The following is an 11,920-nucleotide window of genomic DNA, read 5'->3' as shown; positions in this document are numbered from 1 at the left end:
GCCTGAGCCTGGACGCCGCTGCCGATCTGGAACCGTACTGGGAGATCGTGCGGGGGATCTACAAGCCCTTCGAGTCGGGACTGCCGGGGCCGACCGGTCGTGTGTACCGGCACGAGATCCCCGGCGGTCAGCTCTCCAACCTGCGTCAGCAGGCCATCGCGTTGGGGCTCGGCGAACGTTTCGAGGCCATCGAGGACATGTACGCGGCGGCCAACCGCATCCTGGGCCGCTTGGTGAAGGTGACTCCGTCCTCCAAGGTGGTCGGTGACCTGGCCCTGGCCCTGGTGGGTGCAGGCGTGGACCCCGACGCGTTCGAGGCCGATCCCAAGGCCTACGACATCCCCGACTCCGTGATCGGGTTCCTGGCGGGCGAGCTGGGCGACCCGCCCGGAGGCTGGCCCGAGCCGTTCCGCTCCAAGGCCTTGGAGGGACGCAATATCAAGGTGCGCCTCGAGGACCTGGAGCCGGAGGATGCCGAGGCTCTCACGCAGGACCCGGAGACGGTACGCAACACGCTCAACCGCCTGCTCTTCCCCGGACCCACACGGGACTTCGAGTCCATTCGTGAGCAGTTCGGCGATGTGTCCGTGCTGCACACGCGCGACTACCTCTACGGTCCCGAGTTGAACCGTGAGACGGTCATCTCACTGGGCAAGGGTGTGCGCCTGCTGGCGCAGATCCAGGCGATCTCCGAGCCCGACGAGAAGGGTATGCGCACCGTGATGTGCACCCTCAACGGCCAGGGGCGCACCATCCAGGTCCGCGACCGCAGCGTGGAGTCCACCGTGGCAACGGCTGAGAAGGCAGATCCCAGCCAGGCCGGTCACGTTCCGGCGCCCTTCGCCGGCGCCGTCACTGTGACCGTGGCCGTGGGGGATGAGGTCGAGGCCGGCTCCACCATCGCGACCATCGAGGCCATGAAGATGGAGGCGGCGATCACCACGCCGGTGGGCGGCACCGTCAAGCGTGTGGCTTTGGCAGACACCGCTCAGGTGCAGGGTGGGGACCTGATCCTCGAGATCGCCTGAGAAGCAGAACAGTAGGGCCCGACGGGTGGTGCGAACCACCCGTCGGGCCCTGTGTTTCGTGGCCAGGGCGGACGTCGTTTCGTGGGTAGGGCGGACGTCAGCGCGCGGGTTACGAATTCGTAGGTGGCGCGGGCGGGAGCGTGCAAGGATGGGGGTATGCATTACGACCTCATCGTCATCGGTTCAGGCTCCGGCAACTCCTTGCTCACCCCGTACTGGGACGACAAGCGGGTCGCCATCGTCGAGTCGGGGGTCTTCGGGGGAACGTGCCTCAACAAGGGGTGCATCCCCACCAAGATGTTCGTTCTCCCCTCCACATTCGGGGCGGCGCCGGAGGAGGCGTCGCGACTCGGAGTGAGCCTGCAGCGCACCGCGGTGGACTGGCCCGGTATCCGCGACCGGATCTTCGGGCGGGTGGATGCCATCTCCGCAGGCGGTCGCAGCTACCGCGCGGACGAGCTGGAGAACGTGGACCTCATCGAGGAGGAGGCCCACTTCACCGGGCAGCATGAGCTGACCACCACGAGCGGCAAGGTGCTGACCGCTGACAAGATCGTGATCGCCGCGGGCTCCCGCGCGGTACTGCCTGACGTGCCCGGCGTGGATACCCCCGGGGTACACACGTCGGACACCGTGATGCGACTGGCCCGCCTGCCCAAGCGCATCGTGATCGTGGGAGGCGGATACATCGCGGCCGAGTTCGCCGGCATCTTCTCCGGGTTGGGTTCCGAGGTGATCCAGGTGATTCGAGGGCAGCAGCTGTTGCGTCACGGCGACTCCACGGTGGCCGAGCGTTTCACGGCAGCGGCCATGAAGCGTTGGGAGCTGCACCGCGGTTGGCAACTGACCAGCTTGGGTACGGGCGCGGACGCCGACGTGGAGGTGCGCTTCACCCGGGGCGACGAGACCCTGGCACTCGGCGCGGATGTGGTCCTGCTGGCCACCGGTCGGGTCCCCAACTCCGATCGCGTTGGTGCGGCATCCGTCGGCTTCGACCTGACCGCGGACCAGCGGGTTTCCGTGGACGACTATCAGCGGGTGCTCTCCGACGGGACTCCCGTGAGCGGGGTCTTCGCCCTGGGGGACGTCTGCAATCCGTATCAGCTCAAGCATGTGGCCAACCGTGAGACACGAGTGGTGGCACACAATCTTGAACGTCCGGCCAACCTGCGCGCAACGGATCATCGGGCCGTGCCCGCCGCGGTGTTCGCGCGCCCGCAGGTCGCCACCGTCGGTCTGACGGAGCAGGAGGCGCGGGAGCGGGCGGAGAATCCCGACGACATCGCCGTGGCCGTTCAGGACTACGGATCCACCGCGTACGGCTGGGCCTTGGAAGATCAGGAGGGGTTCGTCAAGCTCATCGCGCAGCGTTCCACCGGCAAGATCCTCGGGGCCCACTTGATGGGGGAGCAGGCCTCGATCCTGATCCAGCCACTGGTGCAGGCCATGGTGTTCGACCAGGATGCCTATGCCCTGGCCAGGAGTCCTTACTGGATCCATCCGGCTCTGACCGAGGTCGTGGAGAACGCGCTGCTGTCGCTTGAAACGCAGCACTTGGACGACGCCGCGCTCTGAACCGTGGTGGTCGAGCCAGGCGTTCGCGGGCAATATGGAAAGGAAATAACCTTGAATACTCAGATTCAAGGTTATAAGCTTGCAAGATGTTCGTCGTGAATGCGGACCAGGCGCGGTCCAGATCTTCCGAGGACCTGATCCCAGCAGCCTTGTCAGTGCTGGAGGCCCTCCCGCTGCGTCCTGCGCTGGGCTTCGAACGGACCGTCGGTGACGAGATCCAAGGGGTGCTGGCCTCGGGCGCGGACGTCGTGGCGGCCTGCCGTGCGTTGGCGGAAGTCGGCGAGTGGCATGTGGCCGTAGGCCTGGGGACGGTTCAGCGCCCTTATCCCGCCAGCACCCGGGCGGCCCGTGGCGGCGCCTTCCTCGCCGCCCGACGCGCGGCCGAGGAGGTCAAGGGGCGGGCGCCATCCGTGCTCGTGGTGGGCCAGTTGCCCGCCACCACCTCCGATCCTGAAGCTCTGGACCCGAACAGAGCCACGGTGGACGATGCAGACACCGCTCTGGGATTGTTGGCCACGATCTGGCGCCGACGCACAGACGGTGGGTGGGCGGCCGTCCAGGCTACCGAACGGGTTCGGGCGAAGGATTCCAAAGCCGCGCTGAGCACCGTCGCCAAGGAACTGGGCATCAGCCATCAAGCCTTGAGTCAGCGGCTGCGCTCCGCCGATTGGGAACTCGAGACCAAGGCGTTGGGCACCGTGGCCCGCTTGCTTGACAGAGCGGATGCCGCGGTGGCTGCCGCAACGCAGAACCCGACCGAGTCGGAGGAGACCTCATGACCGTCGTGGTGATCATCGCCGCCCTCGTGCTCAGTGCGCTGACGGGCTGGCCGCTCGTCGCGCTGATCCTGCGGTGGTCGGAAGGCGGCTGGTCCAAGAAGCGCGACCGGCGCGATGCCGCCACGTCGCAGCCGGACGTTGCCGTCGAAGAATCCTCAAAGGATACGACCTCGGCGGACAGCGCGGACCGAAGGACGGCGGCGCAATTGCTACGCGGTGGGCTCTGGATCGGGCTCCTGGAACGTGTGGCCGTGACCGGTGCTGTGCTGTTGGGCGAATACACCATCGTGGCGGCGGTCGTGGCCGTGAAGGGGCTCGGACGTTTCAAGGAACTGTCCACTCCAGAGGCGTCAGAACGCTTCGTGGTCGGGACGCTCGCGTCGCTGACCTGGGCCGGTCTGCTCGGAGCAGCGGGGCTGGGAATCCTGGACCTGTTGGGCTGAGCAGAGGTCTGCTGCGCCGGCGTGACAGGCCTGACAGATCGGGGCCGGCGGATCAGGAGTAGAGCGCGTCCACGTCGGCAGCGAAGTCCTTGAGGATCACCTGGCGGCGCATCTTCAGGCTCGGGGTGAGGTAGCCGGCCTCTTCCGAGAAGTCGGTTCCCACGATGGAGAACTTCTTGATGGCCTCGGCGTGGGAGACGCTCTGGTTGGCGGCGTCCACGGCAGCCTGCACGTCCTCCAGGACCTGGGGGTGCGTGAGCAGCGAGTCAAGGGGGGTGTCCTCCGGCAACTCGTGGCGCTTCAGCCAGGCCGGAAGTACTTCCTCGTCCAAGGTGACCAGGGCCCCGACGAACTTGCGGCCCTCGCCCACCACGATGCACTGGGATACAAGGGCTGCGGCCCTGATCTGATCCTCCAGCATGGCAGGGGCCACGTTCTTGCCGCCTGCGGTGACGATGATTTCCTTCTTGCGCCCGGTGATGGTGAGGAACCCGTCCTCGTCCAAGGACCCGAGGTCGCCGGTACGGAACCACTCGCCGTCGAAGGCCTCCTCCGTCAGGTCCGGGCGGTTGATGTACTCCTTGAAGATGCACACGCCCTTGGCGAGGATCTCGCCGTCGTCTGCGATGCGGTAGGCGTTTCCGGGGAGGGGGCGTCCCACGGTACCGATCTTGATGCGTTCAGGGGTGTTCACGCCCACCGGTGCAGTGGTCTCGGTGAGGCCGTAGCCCTCCAGCACGGTGATGCCCACGCCATTGAAGAAGTGGCCGAGGCGTTCACCCAAGGGGCCCCCGCCGGAGACGGCATGAGCCACGCGTCCACCGGTGGCCTGGCGAACCTTGGAGTAGACCAACTTGTCGAAGACCGCATGCTTGAGCTTCAGGCCGAGCGGGATCCTGCCTTCGCCGCTCAGTGAGGCCCTGGAGTACTCGGCGGCGGTGCGGGCGGCGGCCATGAAGATCTTCTCCTTGCCGCCTGCCTGAGCATTCTGCAGGGCTCCGTTGAAGACCTTCTCGAACACGCGGGGTACGGCCAGCAGGAAGGTGGGCTTGAAGGACTGCATGTCCGGGACCAGGTTCTTCAGGTCGGGGACGTGCCCCACCATGGCTCCGCCCGCCACCGCGAGAATCGCGATGTAGCGGGCGAAGACGTGGGCAAGCGGCAGGAACATCAGCGTGGATGCCCGCTCGTTGACGATGTCGGAGAGGATGGCAAGCGCGTTGTCGCTGAGGTCCACGAAGTTGGCGTGAGTCAGGGCGCAGCCCTTGGGCCTCCCGGTGGTGCCGGAGGTGTAGATGATCGTGGCGGTATCGGTCTTGCGGCGGCTCGCGGTGCGGGAAGAGAGCTCCGCGTCACTGATCCTGGCCCCGTCTGCCCTCAATGAATCCAGGTCGCCGTTGTCCATGACCATCAGGTCGCGGAGTCCGGAGAGATCGGCATCCCGGGCGGCACGCTTGACCGTGGATGCGTGGGCCGCGGTCTCCGTGACGATGATTCCGCAGCGGGAATCGGAGAGGATCCATGCCACCTGGGAGGGGGAGGAGGTCTCGTAGACGGGGACCGTGACGCCGCCTGCGAAGAGGATGGCGAAGTCCAGCAGGGACCATTCGTAGCGATTACGGGACATCAGAGCCACGGAGTCTCCGGGCTGCACCCCGCGGGCCACGAGACCCTTGGCGACCGCTCTGGCGTCGTCCGTGAAGGCCTGCGCGGACACCGGCAACCAGGCGCCGGTGGAGTCCTGGCGGGCGAAGAGTGCGGGATTGCGGCCGGCATCCAGATGCCTGGTCAGCAGGGTGGGGATGACGGTGTCGTCGGAACTGGTGGCCAGGGCCTCGACATTGATCTCTCGCACTGGTGTGACCTCCGGGTCGGTCGGCTCGGCTCGGAGGCGGTCCGGGCCGATGGTGGGGTGTTACGTCCGCAGACCTGTAGGTCAGCGCCGTTGCTTACTCAAGAGTAACAAAGGAAATGGTGCTGCGTGAGACTCGCCTCACACCCTGGCGCCGTCGTCACCGTCGTCCGCACGGTGCCGTGGCAGGCTCCAGGCCAGGTACACCAGTGCCACGATCGCGGTCAGACCCATCATGGCCCAGCCGGACCCTGGGATCCGTCCCGGAGCGACGATGAGCAGAACCAGCATCAGGATCGGCATCGCCACCGCTGCGATGCACGCGATCACGACGCCGGGACGCCCGGCCAGGACCGGTCCCGGGGTCTCAGGAACGAAGTCGGAGTCCTCCTCCAGCGCGGCCTCCGCCCGCTCCAGTTCCGACTCGTCCCAATCGCGCGGTCCGCGCGGTGCCAGGGGCCCGACGACGGGACCCTCCAGGGACGGGAAGCGCGGTTGGTTCGTGGCCGGGTTGGGCTCAGCCTCCTCAACGGCCGGTTCCGGCCCGGTGCCCGCCCTGGGGTCCGAACCGGGGTCTGACTCCGATCCTGAGTCCGGAACGGAGGAGGAATCGGTGGCTTCCAAACGCGCCACGAGGTCGGCCCACACATCGTCTGGGCCCTGCGGTGATGTGCTCATGCGCCCTCCTTCCCGCGGTGGCGACCGGTTCCCGCTGCAGGGCCGGACGGGGTGAAACGTTCAAGATCGGTCAGGGTGTGGTACGCGATCAGATCTGCGTCGTAGTCCAAGGTCGCCACGTGGAAACTCTCATGCAACGGAATCTGTGTGTAATCGACGTCAGCCCGCAGCCCGCTACGCACGGCGGCGACCGAGGCGTCGGAGACCACATGGTCAACATCGGAACGGAAGAGGGTCACGGGTGCCGAGATGCCAGGGAGCTCGCCCCGGACCTGGCGCTGGAGGCGTGCCAATTGCGCCACGGCCGCGACTGCGGTCCGTTCATAGGTCGGTTCGGCCGAACCGGGTCTGGCCACATCGCCTCCGATGCCTGCCACGCTGCGCCTCATGTATTTCAGTGCAGGCGTCAGCCTCATGGCGAACGGGTGAGGTGTCAGTGCCGGGTTCACCAGATAGACCGCAACCGGCCTGCGCACGGCTGCCAGGTGCAGGGCCAACGCGCCACCCATGGAGAGGCCGCAGACCGCCACCCGATCCACCGTCGAGGCCAACGCGTCGTAGGCGTCCTCGACCGCCTCGAACCACGCCTCGGCCGGGGTCTCGATCAGATCCTCCCAGCGGGTCCCGTGACCGGGCAGCATCGGCGTGGAGACGGTGTGGCCCGCCTCGTTGCATGCCTGCGCCCACGGCCTGATGGATCCGGGCGTGGACGTGAAACCGTGGATCACCAGGACTCCCGTGCCGGTGGGCTCCACTCCGGCAGGCGCTGACAGCTGCGTGGACTCCATGGCATCCAGCCTACCGGCGCAGCCGCGGTGGCGCGGTGGCTGCGGTGGCCGGCCACGGGTCGTCGGGCACATCCGGCCTGTATGACGTGCGTGTTACACGGCTATCCCGCAGGGAGTCGCGCCGCTTGGTGAGGCGGGCGCCCGCACCACTACGATGGAAGGGTGACTCAACCAGCTCAGCGCATCATGGCCGGCACTCAGTCGGGCCCCGCCAACGACCCCGCACTCGACCTCTGGCGGCAATTGCCCATCAAACAGCAGCCTGACTGGAGCGGCACACCGGAACACGCCCGCGCAGTGGCCGAGCTCGGTAAGCTGCCCCCGCTCGTGTTCGCAGGCGAGGTGGACGTGCTGAAGTCCCGCCTGGCCGCCGCAGCCCGCGGTGAGGCCTTCCTGCTCCAGGGAGGCGACTGCGCCGAGACCTTCTCCGCAGCGACCGCCGACCGCATCCAGGCCCGCGTGAAGACCATCCTGCAGATGGCCGTGGTCCTGACCTATGGCGCTCAGATGCCCGTCATCAAGATGGGGCGGATGGCAGGCCAGTTCGCCAAGCCGCGTTCCTCCAACACCGAGACCCGTGGTGACGTGACGCTGCCCGCCTTCCGCGGCGACATCGTCAACGGCTACGAGTTCACCGAGGACTCTCGCCGACACGATCCCAAGCGGATGGTGCAGGCCTACCACACGGCGGCCTCCACCCTGAACCTGATCCGCGCCTTCACCACGGGTGGCTTCGCCGACCTGCGCAGCGTGCATTCCTGGAACCAGGGCTTCATGGCCAACCCCGCCTACCACGAGTACGAGCAGCTGGCCGGGGAGATCGATCGCGCCGTGAACTTCATGGGTGCTTGCGGCGCGGACTTCGAGGCGCTCAAGACCACCGAGTTCTTCGCCGCCCACGAGGCGTTGCTGCTGGACTACGAGCGTGCTCTGACCCGCACCGACTCCCGCACCGGTGACCCCTACGACACCTCGGGCCACTTCCTGTGGATCGGTGAGCGCACCCGCGAACTGGACGGCGCCCACGTGGATTTCCTGTCCCGTGTGAAGAACCCCATCGGCGTGAAGCTCGGCCCCTCTACCACCGGCCAGGATGCCATCGACCTGATCGAGAAGCTGGATCCCGAGCGGGAGCCCGGTCGCCTGACCTTCATCACCCGCATGGGCGCATCCAAGATCCGTGAGGCGCTGCCGCCGGTCGTGGAGGCGGTGCGTGACACCGGAGCGCAGGTCGTCTGGGTCACCGACCCGATGCACGGCAACACCGTGACGAGCCAGAACGGCTACAAGACGCGTCGCTTCGACGACGTCATGGACGAGGTCCGTGGCTTCTTCGAGGTCCACCGGTCCCTTGGCACCGTGCCCGGCGGCCTGCACGTGGAGATGACCGGCGACGACGTGGCCGAGTGCCTGGGCGGTGCCGACCCGATCCGCGAGGAACAGTTCGACGAGCTCTACGAGTCCGTGTGCGATCCCCGCCTCAACCACGCCCAGTCGCTCGAACTGGCCTTCCTCGTCTCAGAGGGGCTGACCCAGCGCTGATGTCCGACGGCTTCGTGCGGGGCGCGGCCCCGATCCTGGATCGCGACGACGACCCCAAGGACCTGATCGGCGGCTGGGACCGTGAAGCCCACGCCCCGGACACGTTGCCGTCCCGGCTCGTGATGGCATTCCTCGGCACCACTGTGGACCGGTTCGCCCGTGAGGGCGGTTGGGAAACCCGCGTGACCTTGGAGTCCATCACCCGGGACTTCCCGTACTACGTGACCACCCACAACGGCGTCGAGGTCGGTATCGTCCTTGCCCCGCTCGGGGCACCTGCCGCGGTACAGAACTTGGAGTTCGGCATCAATCTGGGCGCCGAACACGTGGTGGCCGTGGGCTCCTGCGGCGCGCTGCACGACACCGAGGAAGGCGCCATGCTGGTCCCGGTGAAGGCGATGCGTGACGAGGGAACCAGCTACCACTACGCGGCCTCGGAGGACTTCATCGACCTGCAACCGGGGCCCGTGGCCGCGGTCCGTGCAGCCCTCGACGAGGCCGGGCGCGATCACAGAGACGTGGTCACCTGGACCACCGACGGTTTCTATCGTGAGACGCCTGCCGTCATCAAGGACCGGCTGGCCCGCGGGTGCGACGTGGTGGACATGGAATGCTCCGCGCTGGCCGCCGTCTGTGACTTCCGTGGTGTGGAGTTCGCTCAACTGCTCTACACGGCCGATTCCCTGGTGGACCTGGACGGGCACGATCCGCGTGGCTGGGGCATCGCTTCGCGTGCGGTGGCGCTGGACCTGGCGCTGGACGCAGTGGTGCGTCTGGGAGACTGAACCCGCCGTACCTCGGCGCTCCACACGAGCGCTCACGCCATTCGAGGCGGGCCCTGCATCAGGGCCCGCCTCGAATGCTCTCATGTGCCGTCGGAGCTCGGGCCGGGGCCGTCGGAGGCGGGGCAGCCTCAGCGGTTGCCGATCAAGTCGTCCCAGATGTCCACGAAGGGGTTGCCCGTCTTCTCCGGCCCCTTGGAGAGATGCCACGTGATGGTGGCGCCCTTGTCGTCGCTGCTGCCTGCCTCGGGGCTCTGCTCGGCCACGCGGCCGGCCTCGACGTCATCGGAGAAGACGTCCTCACCCTGAACGGATCCGAGTCCGGCTGCTGAGAGCAGGGCCTGAGCGGCGTCAGCGTCGAGGTTCTTCAGATCCGGGACGTCGATGGGCGCTGGGCCCTTGGAGAGGACAAGGGAGACCGTGGTGCCTGAGCGAAACGTGGCACCGGTCTCCTCGGACTGGCGCAGAACCTTGCCCACGTCCACGGACTCGTCGTAGTCCTCGGTGATGGTGCCGGCCTTCAGATGGGCCTTCTCCAGCGCGGACGTGGCCTGGTCTTCCGTCATGCCGACCACATTCGGTACGGCGTAGAGATGCGGCCCCTTCGAGATCATCACGGTCAGCGGCGTGAACTTACGGATGTGTTCGCCGGCTTCCGGGTCGGTGCCCACGACTTTTCCCTGGCCCACCGTCTCGTCGAAGACCTTCTTCTCCTTGACGGAGAGTCCCTGGTCGGACAGATCAGCGGTGGCTTGCGCCGCGCTCCTGCCCTGCAGGTCGGGGATCAGGACCTTGCCGCCCGGGCCTGCGCCGAAGTACCAACCCGCCCCGCCCAACAGGGCGGCCACGATGATCACGATGCTCAGCCAGATGGCGACCCGCTTCTTGGCGCCGGGTCGTTGCAGGAAGGTGGTGGGCTGCTGCGCTTCCTTGGCACGTCGACGCATGAGCGCGCGTTCCTCGCGATTGCTGAGCGGCCGGGTCTCTGCTGAGGTCGAGACTTGAGCGGTGTCCCGGGGGAGTCGGGGAACGGTGTGGGGCGCGCCCAGCTTGGTGGTGCCGGTGGGATCGGTACCCATCGGTGTGGCGGCGCTGCGTGCCTCGGCCGCGTCCTGGTCGGTCCGGCCGCCGTGCACGGGCAGAGCTCGCGTGTTCGCTGTCGTCGCACCGGAGGCGCGCAGTGCCTCGGTCGGGGCTTCCGGGTCGGTCGGACGCACCGCGGCGGTGGCGTCCTGGTCGCCGGCCTGGCCCACTACGGTGGTGCCGCGGGCCGCTGCGTTCGTGGATGCGTTGGCTCCGGAACCCGCTGCGCGGGCCGGATCAGAGCGCCGCAGTACGGCCAGCGTGGAGGCCAGCAGGGTGGAGAGGGTGGTCCGCGGTTCACCCAGGTCCAACTGGGCCGGTGTCATACCTGCCCGGATGTGGTCTAGTTCCTGACGCAGGGCCTCCGCATCATGCGGGCGGTCCTCAGGGTCGTGACGCGTGCACCAGGCCACGACCTCCTCGAGGTCTGGCGCCAGTCCCACCACGCTTTCCCCGGCGGGAGGGACGGTCTCGTTGACGTGTTTGAGAGCCACCTGCCAGCCGGTCTCCGCCGTGAAGGGCTGCGCGCCGGTGAGCATCTCGTAGAGCATGATGCCCACGGCGTAGAGATCCGAACGCGTATCCGCCGGCGTGCCGGTGACGAGCTCCGGGGAGACGTAGGCCACCGTCCCGATGAGCGCTCCGGTGGCTGTATGCGCCGAGGCGGCCCTGGCCAGCCCGAAATCGGTGACCTTGATGCGGCCGTCCGGTGCCAGCAGCACGTTCTCGGGTTTGACGTCGCGATGCACCAGACCGGCCTGGTGAGCTCCGGCGAGACCGGAGAGCAGTGCATCGGTGAGTTGCAGGGTGGCACGGGGGGAGAGACGTCCCTGCGTCTTGATGACGTCCCGAAGCGTAGCCCCCGGGACGTATTCCATGACCAGGTAGGCCGTGTCGCCGTCCACGCCCTGGTCGTAGACGGAGACCACGTGCGGGTGGGAGAGCTTGGCGGCGGCGATGGCCTCCGCCTCGAACCGGCGGACGAAGGAGGGATCCTCCGCCAGGTGCGGATAGAGCACCTTCACGGCGACCTTGCGCTGCAGTTTGGTGTCCATGGCCAGGTAGATGGTGGCCATGCCTCCGCGCGCGATCCGCCGCTCGATGGCGTAACGCTCATCGAGGAGTGACCCGATCATCGGGTCAGCGCGTTCGGCTTCAGTCACGTCTTCGATCCTAGGGCAGGAGAGGCCGCAGGCCAGGGAGGGCGTCCGGTCGGCAGGCTCGGGGTTGCACGGAAAGCGGTGGGGTGCCGGAACGGGGGTCGCCCCCCCCCCCCCCAGACGAGGGGGGGGGGGGGCCCCCCGGGGCGGGGGGGGGGGGGGGGGGGGGCGGGGGGCGGGGGCGGGGCGGGGCGGGAGGGCGCGGCGGGG

General features: G+C 67.7%; 10 protein-coding genes. 6 read left to right on the top strand and 4 right to left on the bottom strand.

Translation table 11 applies throughout. The features are described 5' to 3' along the window. From Q0A15_RS12785 to Q0A15_RS12770, 4 genes are all read left to right on the top strand, one after another. The coding region (locus Q0A15_RS12785; RefSeq protein ID WP_291279909.1) for a biotin/lipoyl-containing protein at positions 1-1,028 on the top strand (1,028 nt) is incomplete at its 5' end. Positions 1,029-1,184: 156 nt separating this feature from the next. Continuing rightward, positions 1,185-2,603, top strand: coding sequence for a mycothione reductase (locus Q0A15_RS12780; RefSeq protein WP_291279908.1), 1,419 nt, complete (start codon positions 1,185-1,187; stop codon positions 2,601-2,603). An 86-nt stretch (positions 2,604-2,689) separates the two neighbouring features. Then, a complete protein-coding gene (locus tag Q0A15_RS12775; protein WP_291279907.1) occupies positions 2,690-3,382 on the top strand; it encodes a hypothetical protein in 693 nt (230 codons plus the stop codon). Beyond that, positions 3,379-3,825: a hypothetical protein gene (locus Q0A15_RS12770; RefSeq protein ID WP_291279906.1), complete on the top strand. Its 447-nt coding sequence runs from the start codon at positions 3,379-3,381 to the stop codon at positions 3,823-3,825. The genes Q0A15_RS12775 and Q0A15_RS12770 overlap by 4 nt, the downstream gene beginning before the upstream one ends. 52 nt (positions 3,826-3,877) lie before the next feature. On the opposite strand, the gene Q0A15_RS12765 is transcribed toward Q0A15_RS12770, so the two are convergent. From Q0A15_RS12765 to Q0A15_RS12755, 3 genes are all read right to left on the bottom strand, one after another. After that, entirely contained in the window at positions 3,878-5,629 is a 1,752-nt protein-coding gene (locus Q0A15_RS12765) for a long-chain fatty acid--CoA ligase (RefSeq protein ID WP_291279911.1), read from the bottom strand. Positions 5,630-5,818: 189 nt separating this feature from the next. Then, positions 5,819-6,355 carry a hypothetical protein gene (locus Q0A15_RS12760; RefSeq protein WP_291279905.1) on the bottom strand — a complete coding sequence of 179 codons (537 nt, stop codon included), beginning with the start codon at positions 6,353-6,355 and terminating at the stop codon, positions 5,819-5,821. Beyond that, positions 6,352-7,143 carry an alpha/beta fold hydrolase gene (locus tag Q0A15_RS12755; RefSeq protein ID WP_291279904.1) on the bottom strand — a complete coding sequence of 264 codons (792 nt, stop codon included), beginning with the start codon at positions 7,141-7,143 and terminating at the stop codon, positions 6,352-6,354. Before Q0A15_RS12755 ends, Q0A15_RS12760 begins: the two co-directional genes overlap by 4 nt. A gap of 186 nt (positions 7,144-7,329) precedes the next feature. Here Q0A15_RS12755 and Q0A15_RS12750 point away from each other — a divergent pair, with 186 nt between their 5' ends. Then, complete coding sequence (locus tag Q0A15_RS12750; RefSeq protein ID WP_291279910.1) at positions 7,330-8,685, top strand: class II 3-deoxy-7-phosphoheptulonate synthase; 1,356 nt, start codon at positions 7,330-7,332, stop codon at positions 8,683-8,685. Further along, on the top strand, positions 8,685-9,470 hold the full coding sequence (locus tag Q0A15_RS12745) for a nucleoside phosphorylase (protein WP_291279903.1): 786 nt from the start codon (positions 8,685-8,687) through the stop codon (positions 9,468-9,470). The genes Q0A15_RS12750 and Q0A15_RS12745 overlap by 1 nt, the downstream gene beginning before the upstream one ends. Before the next feature lie 128 nt (positions 9,471-9,598). On the opposite strand, the gene Q0A15_RS12740 is transcribed toward Q0A15_RS12745, so the two are convergent. Next, a complete protein-coding gene (locus tag Q0A15_RS12740; RefSeq protein WP_291279902.1) occupies positions 9,599-11,713 on the bottom strand; it encodes a PASTA domain-containing protein in 2,115 nt (704 codons plus the stop codon). Between the last annotated feature and the right edge of the window lie 207 nt (positions 11,714-11,920).

It is taken from the genome of Galactobacter sp. (assembly GCF_022712295.1).
GTDB lineage: Bacteria > Actinomycetota > Actinomycetes > Actinomycetales > Micrococcaceae > Galactobacter.
This window is presented reverse-complemented; position numbering and strand designations above follow the sequence as displayed.

What these genes read in the sequence shown, in the direction of transcription:
- Q0A15_RS12755 (WP_291279904.1), bottom strand. Translation starts at nt 7,143, where the DNA reads ATGGAGTCCACGCAGCTGTCAGCGCCTGCCGGAGTGGAGCCCACCGGC.
- Q0A15_RS12745 (WP_291279903.1), top strand. Translation starts at nt 8,685, where the DNA reads ATGTCCGACGGCTTCGTGCGGGGCGCGGCCCCGATCCTGGATCGCGAC.
- Q0A15_RS12750 (WP_291279910.1), top strand. Translation starts at nt 7,330, where the DNA reads ATGGCCGGCACTCAGTCGGGCCCCGCCAACGACCCCGCACTCGACCTC.
- Q0A15_RS12770 (WP_291279906.1), top strand. Translation starts at nt 3,379, where the DNA reads ATGACCGTCGTGGTGATCATCGCCGCCCTCGTGCTCAGTGCGCTGACG.
- Q0A15_RS12760 (WP_291279905.1), bottom strand. Translation starts at nt 6,355, where the DNA reads ATGAGCACATCACCGCAGGGCCCAGACGATGTGTGGGCCGACCTCGTG.
- Q0A15_RS12775 (WP_291279907.1), top strand. Translation starts at nt 2,690, where the DNA reads ATGTTCGTCGTGAATGCGGACCAGGCGCGGTCCAGATCTTCCGAGGAC.
- Q0A15_RS12780 (WP_291279908.1), top strand. Translation starts at nt 1,185, where the DNA reads ATGCATTACGACCTCATCGTCATCGGTTCAGGCTCCGGCAACTCCTTG.